This is a genomic window from Streptomyces sp. NPDC045899 (assembly GCF_056431485.1).
The window spans coordinates 1-14,962 of record NZ_JBWKKP010000005.1; the positions used below are offsets into that span (position 1 = coordinate 1).

A 14,962-nucleotide genomic window follows, 5' to 3' on the forward strand; every position below is an offset into this window, starting at 1 on the left:
CGCCCGGTTACATTCCGAACCCGGAAGCTAAGCCTTTCAGCGCCGATGGTACTGCAGGGGGGACCCTGTGGGAGAGTAGGACGCCGCCGAACAATTTGTGTAAAAGCCCCCGAAGGGAACATCAATTCCCGTCGGGGGCTTTTTGCTGTCTCTGTGGGCCCGACCCGGTGCGAGGGTGGTCCCTCCCTACCGGTAAGGTCATGAAGCATCATCGGAACGTTCTCGCAGGAGGCTCCCGGGTGGAGGTCCAGGAGACACGCGTTCAGACGGACCGTGTACTCACGATCCCGAACATCCTCAGCGCCGCGCGCCTCGTCGGCGTGCCGCTCTTCCTGTGGTTGATCCTCCGGCCCGAGTTCGGCGGGCCCAAGAGCGATGGCTGGGCCCTGCTGGTCCTGCTGCTCAGCGGTGTGAGCGACTATCTCGACGGCAAGCTGGCCCGCCGTTGGAACCAGATCTCCAGTCTCGGCCGGATCCTCGATCCGGCGGCCGACCGTCTCTACATTCTGTCTACACTCGTCGGCCTCACCTGGCGCGAGATCCTGCCCATCTGGTTGCCCGCGGTACTTCTCGCCCGGGAGCTGGTGCTGCTCGTGATGGTGTGGATCCTCCGCCGTCATGGCTATCCGCCACCCCAGGTGAACTTCCTCGGCAAGGCAGCCACGTTCAACCTGATGTACGCCTTCCCCTTGCTCCTTCTGAGTGATGGAACCGGCTGGCTTCACACGACCGCCGCCATTTTCGGATGGGCGTTCGCCGGATGGGGTACAACACTCTATTGGTGGGCAGGAGTCCTCTACGTGGTTCAGGTCCGCCGACTTGTCAGGGCGGACGCCGCGGCCGACTGAGCTCGCTGTTGCGCCAGCCTGTGGAGGCCGGGTGCCCGTAGCGCGGCCCAGGGCCATCGGGCGTGCGCGGTCGGCATGACCGTCGTCTCTTCAAGGAGGACGCTTCCGACATGAAGGCCGTCGTGATGGCGGGAGGCGAGGGAACTCGTCTGCGCCCGATGACCTCGACCATGCCCAAACCGCTGCTGCCCGTGGCCAACCGGCCCATCATGGAGCATGTGCTGCGGCTGCTGAAGCGGCATGGGCTGTCCGAGACCGTGGTGACCGTCCAGTTCCTCGCCTCCCTGGTGAAGAACTACTTCGGTGACGGCGAGGAGCTCGGCATGGAGCTCACGTACGCCAACGAGGAGAAGCCACTCGGTACCGCCGGCAGCGTCAAGAACGCGGAAGAGGCACTCAAGGACGATGCCTTTCTGGTCATCTCCGGTGATGCCCTGACAGATTTTGACCTGACTGAGCTGATCAATTTCCATAAGGAAAAGGGCGCGCTCGTCACCGTCTGTCTGACCCGTGTCCCCAATCCGCTGGAATTCGGCATCACCATCGTCGACGAGGGCGGGAAGGTCGAGCGCTTCCTGGAGAAGCCCACCTGGGGCCAGGTCTTCTCCGACACGGTCAACACCGGCATCTACGTCATGGAGCCGGAGGTCTTCGACTACGTCGAGCCCGATGTTCCCGTGGACTGGTCCGGTGATGTCTTCCCGCAGCTCATGAAGGAGGGCAAGCCGATCTTCGGCTATGTCGCCGAGGGCTACTGGGAGGACGTCGGCACCCATGAGAGCTATGTGAAGGCCCAGGCCGACGTCCTCGAGGGGAAGGTCGACGTCGAGATCGACGGATTCGAGATCTCGCCCGGTGTCTGGGTCGCCGAGGGCGCCGAGGTCCATCCGGACGCTGTGCTCCGCGGCCCGCTCTACATCGGCGACTACGCCAAGGTCGAAGCGGACGCCGAGATCCGCGAGCACACCGTCGTCGGTTCCAACGTCGTGGTGAAGACCGGTGCCTTCCTCCACAAGGCGGTGGTCCACGACAACGTCTACGTCGGCCAGCAGAGCAATCTGCGCGGTTGCGTCATCGGGAAGAACACCGACATCATGCGCGCCGCCCGGATCGAGGACGGCGCCGTCATCGGTGATGAATGCCTGATCGGCGAGGAGTCGATCGTCCAGGGCAACGTCCGGGTGTATCCGTTCAAGACCATCGAGGCGGGCGCGTTCGTCAACACCTCGGTGATCTGGGAGTCCCGGGGCCAGGCGCATCTGTTCGGTACCCGGGGGGTCTCCGGGATCCTGAACGTGGAGATCACCCCGGAGCTCGCGGTGCGGCTGGCCGGGGCGTACGCCACCACCCTCAAGAAGGGCTCCACGGTCACCACGGCACGTGACCACTCCCGGGGTGCGCGTGCGCTCAAGCGGGCCGTGATCTCCGCCCTGCAGACCAGCGCCATCGATGTGCGGGACCTGGAGAACGTACCGCTGCCGGTGGCTCGTCAGCAGACCGCGCGCGGCAGCGCCGGCGGCATCATGATCCGTACCTCACCCGGGGTGCCGGACTCGGTCGACATCATGTTCTTCGACGAGCGCGGCGCCGATCTGTCGGCCACCCGCCAGCGCAAGCTGGACCGGGTGTACGCGCGCCAGGAGTACCGCCGGGCGTTCCCCGGTGAGATCGGCGACCTCAGCTTCCCGTCCAGCGTCTTCGACTCGTACACCGGGTCGTTGCTGCGGGCCGTGGACATCAGCGGTATCGCCGAGTCCGGTCTGAAGGTCGTCGTGGACGCCTCGAACGGAAGTGCCGGTCTGGTCCTTCCCAGCCTGCTCGGCCGTCTCGGGGTGGACGCCCTGACGATCAACCCGGGTCTCAACGAGTCCCGCCCGACGGAGACGGCCGACGCCCGCCGCTCCGGCCTGGCCCGGCTCGGTGAGATCGTCGCCTCGGCCCGTGCCGCCTTCGGGGTGCGGTTCGACCCGGTCGGTGAGCGGCTGTCCCTGGTGGACGAGCGCGGCCGCATCGTGGAGGACGACCGGGCGCTGCTCGTCATGCTGGACCTGGTGGCCGCCGAGCGGCGCAGCGGACAGGTGGCGCTCCCGGTCACCACCACCCGTATCGCCGAGCAGGTCGCGGCGTACCACGGCACCCAGGTGGAGTGGACGACCACGGCCGCGGACGACCTGACCCGGGTCGCCCGTGCGGATACGACCGTTTTCGGTGGCGACGGGCGCGGCGGTTTCATCATCCCCGAGTTCAGCAGCGTCTTCGACGGCACGGCGGCCTTCGCGCGGCTCATCGGGCTGGTGGCCCGCACGCAGTTGACGTTGAGTCAGATCGACGCCAGGATCCCGCGTGCCCATGTGCAGCGCCGTGATCTGGCCACCCCCTGGGCGGTCAAGGGCCTGGTGATGCGGCATGTGGTGGAGGCCGCGGGCGACCGGTCGGTGGACACCACCGACGGGGTGCGTGTGGTCGAGGCCGACGGACGCTGGGTGATGGTGCTGCCCGATCCGGCCGAGGCCGTCACCCATCTCTGGGCCGAGGGTCCGGACGACGCCTCCGCGCAGGCCCTGCTGGACGAGTGGTCGGGCGTCGTGGACAGCGCGGGGCGCTGACCCGGGGGGGCGTTCCGTCGCCTTTGCGCGCGTCGGGGCGCCGCCTCCCGGCCCCGGATCCGGCACGCCGGTGGGGCCATTGGGTGACGGCGCCCCCGACGTGCGACGATGTGCGGCATGTCGCAGGAGCCCCCCGTTCGGAGCACAGCATCGCCGAGCCCGCGCCCGCGTCTCGACGCGTCCATGTCGTTGCTGACCAACGTGATGGACCACAGCCTCGACGACGGCTATGCGGAAGCGGTGGCACGGCGCGGCGAAATCGGGCGCTCGAGGCTGCCCCGGACGCTGCGCGCCAAGCTGGGGCTGGCCCTCGGCCTGGTGCTGGTGGCGGTCGTGGTGACGATCGGGGCCGCCGAGGCGCGGATATCTGCGCCCACGCTCGCCAAGGAGCGGGAGGAGCTCATCGACCGCATCGAGCGGGGGAACGCGGACGCGGACGAGCTCACCAAGAATGTGGACGAGCTCCGCGACGAGGTCGGGGAGAAACAGCGGCAGGCGCTGGAGAAGCATGGCGGGGACAAGGGGGAACTGGTCGCGCTGCTGTCGGGGGCGACCGAGGTGACCGGTCCCGGTCTGAAGCTGGTCGTCGATGACGCCAAGCACGCCGAGAGCAGCGGCGGGGGGCCGCGGGAGCGCGCCGACTTCTCCGACACCGGGCGGGTCCGCGACCACGACATGCAACGCGTGATCAACGGGCTGTGGGAGTCGGGGGCGGAAGCCGTCTCGATCAACGGTCAGCGGCTGACCGCACTGTCGGCGATCCGGGCCGCCGGTGACGCCATACTGGTCGACAACAAGCCGCTGGCGCCGCCCTATACGGTGCTCGCGGTGGGGGACGGCCAGCGGCTGAGCACCCGCTTCCAGGACAGTGCCGATGGACAGTATCTCCATGTCCTCAAGGAGAACTACGACATCCGCACCAGCATTACCGCCCAGGACACGGTCCGGCTCCCGGCCGCGCCGAGTCTGATCGTACGTACCGCGGAACCGATAGCCGGTGGCGCGGGCAAGGGTGGCGCCGAAACCGCCGACACAGGGAAGGGCACATCGTGATCGCCGTATTGGGCCTCATCGTGGGAGTCGTGGTCGGACTTGTGGTCCGACCCGTGGTGCCGACGGTGGTCGAGCCCTATCTGCCGATCGCCGTCGTCGCGGCACTCGACGCGGTCTTCGGCGGCTTCCGCGCGATGCTGGACGGCATCTTCGACGACAAGGTCTTCGTCGTGTCGTTCCTGTCCAACGTGGTGGTGGCCGCGCTGATCGTCTTCCTGGGCGACAAGCTGGGCGTCGGCGCCCAGCTGTCCACGGGGGTCGTGGTGGTCCTCGGCATCCGGATCTTCTCCAACGCCGCCGCGATCCGGCGCCATGTGTTCCGGGCGTGAGGCCGATGACGACTGACAACACCCCCGAGCAGCCGGAGCGGTCCGAACAGGAGCCGCGACCCGAGCGACCTGAGCGGACCGAGCGGCCCGACGCGGAGGCCAGGAGCAAGGGCCGCCGCCCGGAGCGGAACGGTCCGGGTGAGCGGACGGAGCGGCCCCAGCCCCAGGAGCCTCAGCAGCCCCGCGGGCCTCAGGCGCCCCGGCGGCAGTCCGATGAGCCGGCCGCGGCCGACCGTCCCGCCGCGGCCGGACGGCCGCTTCCGCCCGAGCGGCCGCGCGATGAGCGTGCCGGAGCCGGGCCGGGCGGCACCCCGCCGTCGGGCGCCGGGCCCGCCGGGGCGGGCCCCTCCGGCCCCCGGCGTGCCGGGGGCGAGCAGTCCTCCGGCCCGTCCGGCGAGGAGCCGCGTAAGGGTGCCCACGACGCCGCGGGGCCCGCGCCCGACCGGTCGGCCGAGGAGGACGAGGAGAAGCCGCTCACCGGCCGTCAGCGCCTGGTGAAGGGCCTCTGGCCGCCCCGGATGACGCGTGCCCAGCTGATCGTCGCCCTGCTGCTGTTCGGCCTCGGTCTCGGTCTGGCCATCCAGGTGCGCTCGACCAATGAGAACAGCGTGCTGCGCGGCGCCCGCCAGGAGGATCTGGTGCGGATTCTCGACGAGTTGGACGACCGCACCCAGCGGCTCCAGGACGAGAAGCGCCGTCTGGAAGGGCAGCGCACCGAACTGGAGAACAGCTCGGACCAGGCCGAGGAGGCCCGTAAGCAGACACTCCAGAAGGAGCAGCAGCTCGGGGTGCTCGCCGGTACGGTCGGCGCCCAGGGACCCGGGATCACGATGACGATCAACGACTCCCGGGGCGCCGTGGAAGCCGACATGCTGCTGGACACCGTCCAGGAACTGCGGGCCGCGGGCGCGGAGGCGATTCAGATCGGCAACGTCCGGGTCGTCGCGAACACCTACTTCGCGGACACCGGCGGAGGGGTCGAGATCGATGGACGGAGGGTGACGCGCCCGTACGTCGTCAAGGTGATCGGCAAGCCGGAGGATCTGGAGCCGGCGCTCAACATTCCGGGCGGTGTGGTGCAGAGTCTGGAGAAGGAGCAGGCCACTGTGTCCATCGTGCGCCAGAAGAAGATCATTGTGGATGCCTTGCGGTCCACGAAGCGGCCTGACTACGCTCGGTCGTCATCACGGTGAGGCGGTTCGAAATGAAGGTCTCTCAGGGAGACCATGTGGACGCGGGGGGTCAACGCACCGGAAGAGTCCCGCGTGATGGAAACTGTCTGGTGGTCACGGACGTTGTGAGGGTGTCCGGACCGTCTGGTGTGTGCGTAGAGGGTTTGTCCTGCCCCACGGGCGGGTCTGTTTCAGTCAAGGGGAATCGCCCGTGAAATTGTTCGGGAAGTTGTTCGGCAAGAGTGCTCGCCAGGACGGCGGCAGCAGCACCGCCCGCCACCGTGCCCCGCGTGCCGCGGAAGAGAGCGGAGGGGGGAGCGAGGAGCGCCCGCTGTTCCGGGATCAGGTCGGTGGTCCGCAGGGCGGCGACATTTCGGGCGGACGGGGCGCGTCTTCTGTTGACCCCTCGACGGCCGGACGCATAGGTTTCGAAGAACCATCGACCTCGAGTGGTGGAGGGTTCGGCTTGCCTGTTTGTACGCGGTGCGGGCATCGGAATGCCGAGGCCAGCCGGTTCTGCTCCAACTGTGGCGCGCCCCTGCGGGGCGGTGCCCCGTCCGAGCGCGCGTCCGAGACCACCTCGACCATCTCGATCTCCGGTCTCGAGGCGTACGACTCCGAGGTCACCGGGCAGACGCAGCTGCCCTCGCTCAGCCCCGAGGCCCAGGCCGCCGTCGAGGCGCTGCCCCTGGGATCGGCGCTGCTGGTGGTCCGCCGCGGACCCAACTCCGGCAGTCGCTTCCTGCTGGACAGCGATGTGACCACGGCCGGCCGCCACCCGCAGAGCGACATCTTCCTGGACGACGTCACGGTCTCCCGCCGCCATGTGGAGTTCCGGCGCGGACAGGACGGCAGCTTCACCGTCGTGGATGTCGGCAGCCTCAACGGGACGTACGTCAACCGCGAGCAGATCGACGCGCCACTGGTCCTGGCCAGCGGTGACGAGGTGCAGATCGGGAAGTACCGGGTGGTCTTCTACCCGAGCCAGCGGGGTGCCGGCATCTGACCCGTCAGGGGAGGTCCATGCTTCAGACACCGTCGGGCGGTGCCGATACCGGCACCGCCCCCGCGGGCGGCCGGACGATGAGCATCGGCACCGTGCTGAATCTGCTGCGGGACGAGTTCCCCGAGGTCACCCTCTCCAAGATCCGTTTCTTGGAGTCCGAGGGACTGGTGGAGCCGCGCCGCACCCCCTCCGGCTATCGCAAATTCAGCCAGGAGGATGTGCGGCGGCTCGCCGTGATCCTGCGGATGCAGCGTGATCACTATCTGCCGCTCAAGGTCATCCGGGAGCATCTGGAGGCCCTGGAGCGCGGTGAGCGGCCACAGCTGCCCGCCGGTGGGCAGGGGGAGTCGGGGCGCGAGCTGCTGGACCCGGCGTCCGAGGCGCCCCCGGAGGGTCCCACCGCCGCCCGGGTGGGCCGTGCCGAACTGCTGGCGGCGGCCGAGGTCGGCGAGGCGGAGCTGGCCGAGTGGGAGTCCTACGGTCTGATCGTGGCCACCGGGGACGGCGGATACGACAGCGAGGCGGTGACCGTCGCCCGGCTTCTCGCCGAGCTGGGCCGTTTCGGTCTGGAGCCACGCCATCTGCGGATCATGAAAGCGTCGGCCGAGCGGGAGGCCGGGCTGGTCGAGCAGCTGGTCGCCCCCTTGCGATTGCATCGAAATCCGCAGACCAGGGCCCATGCGGAGGCCAGTGCGCGGGAGCTTGCCACCCTCTCCGTACGGCTTCACGCGGCCCTTGTACAGACCGCTCTGCGGGCCCAGGCGCACTGAGCGGCCAGGCCCCGACTATCCAAACCGGCCGCGCACGTCCTAGGGTTGCTGTGTGAACGAGCTCGACGTCGTGGGTGTCCGGGTGGAAATGCCCTCCAACCAACCGATCGTGCTCCTGCGCGAAGTGGGAGGCGACCGCTACCTCCCCATTTGGATCGGACCAGGGGAGGCGACGGCGATCGCCTTCGCCCAGCAGGGCATGGCACCGGCGCGCCCGCTGACCCACGACCTTTTCAAGGACGTGCTCGAAGCGGTCGGCCAGCAGCTCACCGAGGTCCGGATCACGGACCTGCGCGAGGGGGTCTTCTACGCGGAGCTGGTGTTCGCCAGCGGTGTCGAGGTCAGCGCACGGCCGTCCGACGCCATAGCGCTCGCCCTGCGGACCGGGACGCCGATCTACGGCAGCGACGGTGTGCTGGACGACGCCGGCATCGCGATCCCGGACGAGCAGGAGGACGAGGTGGAGAAGTTCCGCGAGTTCCTCGATCAGATCTCGCCCGAGGACTTCGGCACCAGCAGCCAGTAAGCCTCCGACATGCGCGACAAGTGGCCACGAATGCCGGTCCTCGCTAGAGCATTCGAGTAGCCTTTCCCGGAAGAGGGACACGGGAAACCACCCCTAGGGTGATTATCACTCGGCGTGGCGAGTGTGGCGATCGTTGACGCACCCCGGGTGACTGCCTACCTTCAAGATGGCAGGTCGAGGACGGAGGTCGGCGTGAGAAGCACCGGCGACGGCACGGCGGCCGGCGGTCCGTTTGCGCTCCAGGGGGGCGCACCGGCCGAACCGGCACTCAAGGCTCGGGTCGCGGCACAGATCGCGCCGCCGGGCGGGGAGCCCGCCGCGGAGGGGACGGAGCGGGTCGGCTACCGCGGGCCCACCGCGTGCGCGGCCGCGGGCATCACCTACCGCCAGCTGGACTACTGGGCCCGTACCGGCCTGGTGGAGCCCAGCGTACGGCCGGCCTACGGCTCGGGGAGCCAGCGGCTGTACAGCTTCCGGGACGTGGTCGTCCTGAAGATCGTCAAGCGGCTGCTGGACACCGGTGTGTCCTTGCAGAACATCCGGGCCGCCGTCCAGCACCTGCGCGCCCGCGGGCTGGACGACCTCGCCCAGATGACCCTGATGAGTGACGGCGCCACCGTTTACGAGTGCACCTCGCCCGATGAGGTCGTCGACCTGCTCCAGGGCGGTCAGGGCGTCTTCGGGATCGCGGTCGGCGTGGTGTGGCGCGATGTCGAGAGCGCGCTGTCCCAGCTGCACGGGGAGCGCGTGGACACCGGCGAGACGCTGGTCGGCAACAACCCCGCCGATGAACTGGCCCGCCGCCGGAACAGGGCGGGCTGACGGGGCGGGGGGCTCCTCCCGGCGGTGGCCGGGGGAGCGCCGGGCCCGTACGGCCCGGATGTCAGTGGCGTAGGGCAGCATCGGAGATGTGAGGGCCGCGCCGACGATCCTGCATCTGGACATGGACGCCTTCTTCGCCGCGGCGGAGCAGGCGGCCAAGCCAAGCCTGCGCGGCAAACCGGTGATCGTGGGTGGCCTCGGGCCGCGGGGCGTGGTCGCCACGGCCTCCTATGAGGCGCGGGTGTTCGGGGTCCATTCGGCCATGGCGATGGCGCAGGCCCGCCGGCTGTGTCCGAACGCCGCCTATCTCACCCCCCGCTTCACCCTGTACCGCCGGGTGAGTGACGCCGTGATGACGCTGCTGCACACCCTGTCGCCGCTGGTGGAGCCGCTGAGTCTGGACGAGGCGTTCGTGGACCTGGAGGCGGGCGGCACCGAGCCCACCGCCGGTGCCGCGCGGGCGGTGGGGGAGCGGCTGCGGGCCGATATACGGGCGGTGACCGGGCTGACCGGTTCGGTCGGGCTGGCCGGGTCCAAGATGCTCGCCAAGATCGCCTCGGAGCGGGCCAAGCCCGACGGCCTGGTGGTCATCGCGCCGGGTACGGAACGGGAGCTGCTCGCGCCCCTGTCCGTGCGCACCCTGCCGGGCGTCGGCCCGGCCACGGCCGAGGCGCTGCGGAGAGCCGGGATCCACACCGTGCTGGAGACCCGGGAGGCGGGCGAGGCGGAGCTGGTGCGGCTGCTGGGCCGGGCGCACGGGGCGTCGCTGTATCTGATGGCCTGTGGACGGGACGAGCGCCCGGTGGTCGCGGAGCGGGACACCAAGTCCGTGTCGGTGGAGGACACCTTCGACGTCGATCTGACCGACCGCACCCGGGTGCAGCTGGAGGTCGCGCGGCTCGCCGACCGCTGTGTGGGGCGGCTGCGCGCGGCGGGTCATTCGGGGCGCACGATCGTGCTCAAGGTGCGGCGGTACGACTTCTCCACGATGACCCGCTCGGAGACCCTGCGGGGTCCCACGGACGACCCCGCGGTGGTGCGGGAGGCGGCGGCCCGGCTGCTGGAGGGCGTGGACACCACGGCGGGTGTGCGACTGCTGGGCGTGGGGGTGAGCGGTCTGGCGGACTTCACCCAGGAGGACCTGTTCGCACAGGCGGCACAGGCCGCGGAGGCGGCGCGGGCCGCTCATGAGGCGCCGGAGGGCGGGGAGGCGGCTCCGGGGGGCGGCGGCCCCGAGGGCCCGGGAGCGGGCGCGGAGGGGGCCGCCGAGCACCCCGGCGCGCCGCGGCGCTGGCTGCCGGGGACGGATGTGCGGCACAGCGAGTTCGGCGAGGGATGGGTGCAGGGCAGCGGGGTGGGCCGGGTGACGGTGCGCTTCGAGACGCCCTGGTCCGGGCCGGGCCGGGTGCGCACGTTCGCCGTGGACGACCCGGCGCTGGAGCCGGGTGAGCCACTGCCGCTGCTGGAGCCCGGCGGCGGGGCCGGGGCCGGACCCGCCGCTTCCGACGGCTCCGGAGCCGCCGCGGTCCCTGACTCCGACCGGGTCCAGGGCTCCGGCCGGGGTCAGCCGGTGACGTCCAGTCCGTAGTGGTGGTAGAGCTGGAGCTCCTGCTCGGGTGAGAGATGGCGGCCCACCCCGAAGTCGGGGGCGTCCTTGATCAGCGCCCGTTCGTAGGGCACCCGGAGGGTGTCGCCGACGACCTCGCTCGGTTCCAGCGGTACGAACACATCACGGCTGAACAGTCCGGTGCGTACCGCCGCCCATTCGGGCTCGCCGGTCGCGTCGTCGAGATAGACCTCGTCCACGGTGCCGATCTTGGCGCCCTCGCGGTCGAATGCCTTGCGGCCGATCAGGGTCCGCGGGTCGATATCGGTCTGCACGCTCTCTCCCACAGGTGGCAATTGTCCAGTGATAACTACAAAAAGCCACATCACGTCGCGCGTCCACTCGAGCGGTCGGGGCCCCGACCGTGCGACAGATGCGCTGGTACGCTGGCTGTGGCTGTAGACCCCGTGCGGGAGAGTTCTCCGTCGATCGCTGACGGAGGCGCCGAAGGAGCAAATCCTCCCCGGAATCTCTCAGGCACACGTACCGTGCGGGTGAGGTCACTCTGGAAAGCAGGGTGGGCCACGGGCGGGCGTCGCTCCGAAACCCCTCCTCACCGACGGTGAAAGCCGGTCACGGTAAGCGGGCCGGTGAAGCTCTCAGGTTGATGACAGAGGGGGAGGCCGTCCGGGCACCCGCGCCGTGGTGCCCCTCGCCGGTCGTGAGACCAGGAGGCCCCCGCAGATGACCGCCAACCGCACCTCGCTCTCCGATCTGGAGCGCGGTACTCCGTTCGAGCAGCGCCACATCGGTCCCGACAACGAGGCGCAGGCCAAGATGCTCGCCCAGGTCGGCTTCGGCTCGCTCGACGAGCTGACCGAGACGGCCGTACCGGACGTCATCAAGAGCACCGAGGCTCTGGACCTGCCCCCGGCCCGCACCGAGCCGGAGGTCCTCGCCGAGCTGCGCGGTCTCGCCGACCGCAACCAGGTGCTGCCGTCCATGATCGGCCTGGGCTACTACGGCACCTTCACCCCGCCGGTGATCCTGCGCAACGTCATGGAGAACCCGGCCTGGTACACCGCCTACACCCCCTACCAGCCGGAGATCTCCCAGGGCCGGCTGGAGGCCCTGCTCAACTTCCAGACCGTCGTCTCCGAGCTGACCGGGCTGCCCACCGCCGGTTCCTCGCTGCTGGACGAGGGCACCGCGGCCGCCGAGGCGATGGCGCTCTCGCGCCGCGTCGGCAAGGTCAAGGAAGGCGTCTTCCTGATCGACGCCGACTGTCTGCCGCAGACCATCGCCGTCATCCAGACCCGGGCCGAGCCCACCGGGGTCGAGGTCGTCGTCGCCGATCTGTCGGGGGGCATCCCGGACGAGGTCGCCGAGCGAGGTGTCTTCGGCGTGCTGCTCCAGTACCCGGGCGCCTCCGGCGCGGTGCGCGACCCCCGCCCGGTCATAGAGCGGGCGCATGAACTCGGCGCGGTCGTCACCGTCGCCACCGATCTGCTCGCCCTCACGCTGCTCACCTCCCCCGGTGAGCTGGGCGCGGACATCGCGGTCGGCAACAGCCAGCGGTTCGGTGTGCCGATGGGCTTCGGCGGCCCGCATGCCGGTTTCATGGCTGTCCGGGACACCTTCGCCCGCAGCCTGCCCGGGCGCCTCGTCGGGGTCTCGGTCGACGCCGACGGTGACAAGGCGTACCGGCTGGCCCTCCAGACGCGTGAACAGCACATCCGCCGCGAGAAGGCCACCAGCAACATCTGCACCGCCCAGGTCCTGCTGGCCGTCATGGCCGGGATGTACGCGGTCTACCACGGTCCGGACGGGCTGGCGGCCATCGCCCGCCGCACCCACCGCTACGCCACCGTCCTCGCCGAGGGGCTGCGCGCGGGCGGTGTCGAGGTCGCGCACGGCGCCTACTTCGACACCCTCACCGCCCGGGTGCCCGGCCGCGCCGCCGACGTCGTCGCCGCGGCCCGCGAGGCCGGGGTCAATCTGCGGCTGACCGACGCCGACCACGTCGGCATCGCCTGTGACGAGACCACCGGGCGCGCCCAGCTCGCCGCCGTCTGGTCCGCCTTCGGTGTCGACGGCGGCAGCGGTGAGGGCACCGGGATCCCCTCCATCGACGAACTGGACGCCGCCGCGGGCGAGGCGCTGCCGCGGGAGCTGCTGCGCGAGGACGCCTATCTGACCCACCCGGTCTTCCACCAGCACCGCTCCGAGACCGCGATGCTGCGCTACCTGCGCCGGCTCTCCGACCGGGACTACGCCCTGGACCGGGGCATGATCCCGCTCGGCTCCTGCACCATGAAGCTCAACGCCACGACCGAGATGGAGCCGGTCACCTGGCCCGAGTTCGGCGCCCTGCACCCGTTCGCGCCGATCGAGCAGGCCCAGGGCTATCTGACGCTCATCCGCGAGCTGGAGGAGCGGCTGGCCGCCGTCACCGGCTACGACAAGGTCTCCCTCCAGCCCAACGCCGGTTCCCAGGGTGAGCTGTCCGGGCTGCTGGCCGTGCGGGCCTACCACCGGGCCAACGGCGACACCCAGCGGACCGTCTGTCTGATCCCGTCCTCCGCGCACGGCACCAACGCCGCCAGCGCCGTGATGGCGGGCATGAAGGTCGTCGTGGTGAAGACCGGCGAGGACGGCGAGGTGGACACCGACGACCTGCGCGCCAAGATCGAGAAGCACGGCGACGAACTGGCCGTCCTGATGGTCACCTACCCCTCCACCCACGGGGTGTTCGAGGAGCACATCACCGAGATCTGCGCCGCCGTGCACGACGCGGGCGGCCAGGTCTACGTGGACGGCGCCAACCTCAACGCGCTGGTCGGGCTCGCCGAGCCGGGCCGGTTCGGCGGCGACGTCTCCCACCTCAACCTGCACAAGACCTTCTGCATCCCGCACGGCGGCGGCGGTCCGGGCGTGGGCCCGGTCGCGGTGCGCGAGCACCTGGCGCCGTTCCTCCCCAACCACCCGCTGCAGCCCGCCGCCGGTCCGGCCACCGGCGTCGGCCCGGTCTCGGCCGCCCCGTGGGGTTCCGCGGGCATCCTGCCGATCTCCTGGGCCTACGTCCGGCTGATGGGCGGCGAGGGGCTGCGCCGCGCCACCCAGGTCGCGGTGCTGGGCGCCAACTACATCGCCAAGCGGCTGGAGCCGCACTACCCGGTGCTCTACACCGGCCCCGGCGGTCTGGTGGCCCATGAGTGCATCATCGATCTGCGCCCGCTCACCAAGGCGACCGGTGTGAGTGTCGACGATGTGGCCAAGCGGCTGATCGACTACGGCTTCCACGCGCCCACCATGTCGTTCCCGGTGGCCGGCACGCTGATGATCGAGCCGACGGAGAGCGAGGACCTGGCGGAGCTGGACCGCTTCTGCGAGACGATGATCGCGATCCGCGCGGAGATCGACAAGGTCGCCTCGGGCGAATGGGCCAAGGAGGACAACCCGCTGCGGAACGCTCCGCACACCGCCGCGGCGCTCGGCGGGGAGTGGGACCACCCGTACTCCCGGGAGGAAGCGGTGTTCCCGGCCGGGGTGTCGGCCGCCGACAAGTACTGGCCGCCGGTGCGGCGGATCGACGGGGCGTTCGGGGACCGCAACCTCGTCTGCTCCTGCCCGCCGCTGGACTCCTACGAGGGCTGATCCGGGGCTGGACATGCGAACGGGGTGCCATCGGGCACCCCGGGATGCGGGGCCGGTTCGGCGAAGGCGCCGGGCCGGCCCCGGTGTTTCTGCCGTCCTCGGCCGCGTGGGCCGGACGGCGGTCGGGTGACGCCTAGGCGGCGGTCACCACGTGTTCGGAACCGCGCGGGCGGCACGGAGCGATGACGCGTCCGTCCGGCAGCAGCTCACCGGTGTCCTCGAAGAGCAGGACGCCGTTGCACAGCAGGCTCCAGCCCTGCTCCGGATGGTGCGCCACCAGATGGGCGGCCTCCCGGTCGGCGGAGTCGGCTGACGGACAGGGTGGTTGGTGCTGGCACATGGCAGGGTTCTTTCGCTGCGGTGTGGTGAACGTGCTGCGGTTCTTCGCGGCGTTCATGGCCGCCCCCCGTGGTGAGTAGGTCGGTTGCTCCCAGTGTTGCCCTACGGGCGGGATTCCGCAGGGATTTAGCGGTACCGGTCTCGCTAGATAATGACGCATCACCCGTCCGGACGGTTCATCGCGGCGGGACTGTTACCAGGACGCAGCGGAGGGGGGGGGGGGGGGGGGGGGGGGGGGGGGGGGGGTTTTTGGGGGGAGGAGAGGGTGGGGGGGGGGGGGGACAAAAA

At 70.2% G+C, this 14,962-nt stretch carries 13 protein-coding genes, 1 rRNA gene and 1 riboswitch; of the genes, 12 read left to right on the forward strand and 2 right to left on the reverse strand.

The annotated features are described in order from the left end of the window. The 11 genes from rrf to AC07FT_RS09055 all read left to right on the forward strand — a co-directional run. Positions 1–92 (forward strand): 5S ribosomal RNA (gene rrf, locus AC07FT_RS09005); the annotation flags it as partial. Positions 93–239: 147 nt separating this feature from the next. After that, a complete protein-coding gene (clsA, locus tag AC07FT_RS09010) occupies positions 240–848 on the forward strand; it encodes a cardiolipin synthase ClsA (protein ID WP_471195978.1) in 609 nt (202 codons plus the stop codon). A gap of 110 nt (positions 849–958) precedes the next feature. Next, positions 959–3,454: a sugar phosphate nucleotidyltransferase gene (locus AC07FT_RS09015; protein ID WP_479175233.1), complete on the forward strand. Its 2,496-nt coding sequence runs from the start codon at positions 959–961 to the stop codon at positions 3,452–3,454. Positions 3,455–3,562: 108 nt separating this feature from the next. Further along, positions 3,563–4,507, forward strand: a complete 945-nt coding sequence (locus AC07FT_RS09020; RefSeq protein WP_479175235.1) for a DUF881 domain-containing protein — start codon at positions 3,563–3,565, stop codon at positions 4,505–4,507. Further along, a complete protein-coding gene (locus AC07FT_RS09025) occupies positions 4,504–4,836 on the forward strand; it encodes a small basic family protein (RefSeq protein WP_014058688.1) in 333 nt (110 codons plus the stop codon). The genes AC07FT_RS09020 and AC07FT_RS09025 overlap by 4 nt, the downstream gene beginning before the upstream one ends. A gap of 5 nt (positions 4,837–4,841) precedes the next feature. Continuing rightward, positions 4,842–6,029 (forward strand): DUF881 domain-containing protein, encoded by a 1,188-nt coding sequence (locus AC07FT_RS09030; RefSeq protein WP_479175237.1) that lies wholly within the window; start codon positions 4,842–4,844, stop codon positions 6,027–6,029. Positions 6,030–6,159: 130 nt separating this feature from the next. Further along, on the forward strand, positions 6,160–7,014 hold the full coding sequence (locus AC07FT_RS09035; protein ID WP_471195991.1) for an FHA domain-containing protein: 855 nt from the start codon (positions 6,160–6,162) through the stop codon (positions 7,012–7,014). 17 nt (positions 7,015–7,031) lie between these two features. Then, a complete protein-coding gene (gene ftsR / locus AC07FT_RS09040; RefSeq protein WP_479175239.1) occupies positions 7,032–7,784 on the forward strand; it encodes a transcriptional regulator FtsR in 753 nt (250 codons plus the stop codon). A 52-nt stretch (positions 7,785–7,836) separates the two neighbouring features. Next, positions 7,837–8,310 (forward strand): bifunctional nuclease family protein, encoded by a 474-nt coding sequence (locus tag AC07FT_RS09045; RefSeq protein WP_014058684.1) that lies wholly within the window; start codon positions 7,837–7,839, stop codon positions 8,308–8,310. Between the two features lie 192 nt (positions 8,311–8,502). Continuing rightward, positions 8,503–9,132, forward strand: a complete 630-nt coding sequence (locus AC07FT_RS09050; protein WP_432014718.1) for a MerR family transcriptional regulator — start codon at positions 8,503–8,505, stop codon at positions 9,130–9,132. A gap of 88 nt (positions 9,133–9,220) precedes the next feature. Continuing rightward, positions 9,221–10,720, forward strand: coding sequence for a DNA polymerase IV (locus tag AC07FT_RS09055; protein ID WP_479175241.1), 1,500 nt, complete (start codon positions 9,221–9,223; stop codon positions 10,718–10,720). Here the strand turns inward: AC07FT_RS09055 and AC07FT_RS09060 are convergent. Beyond that, complete coding sequence (locus tag AC07FT_RS09060) at positions 10,696–11,013, reverse strand: PRC-barrel domain-containing protein (RefSeq protein WP_069873699.1); 318 nt, start codon at positions 11,011–11,013, stop codon at positions 10,696–10,698. The two genes, AC07FT_RS09055 and AC07FT_RS09060, sit on opposite strands and share 25 nt — an antisense overlap. Before the next feature lie 125 nt (positions 11,014–11,138). Continuing rightward, positions 11,139–11,237: riboswitch (glycine riboswitch) on the forward strand. A gap of 185 nt (positions 11,238–11,422) precedes the next feature. Between AC07FT_RS09060 and gcvP the strand changes: the two genes are divergently transcribed. Beyond that, a complete protein-coding gene (gene gcvP / locus AC07FT_RS09065) occupies positions 11,423–14,335 on the forward strand; it encodes an aminomethyl-transferring glycine dehydrogenase (RefSeq protein ID WP_479175242.1) in 2,913 nt (970 codons plus the stop codon). Positions 14,336–14,468: 133 nt separating this feature from the next. Here the strand turns inward: gcvP and AC07FT_RS09070 are convergent, their stop codons facing one another. Next, positions 14,469–14,675, reverse strand: coding sequence for a DUF5999 family protein (locus tag AC07FT_RS09070; protein ID WP_302889135.1), 207 nt, complete (start codon positions 14,673–14,675; stop codon positions 14,469–14,471). Between the last annotated feature and the right edge of the window lie 287 nt (positions 14,676–14,962).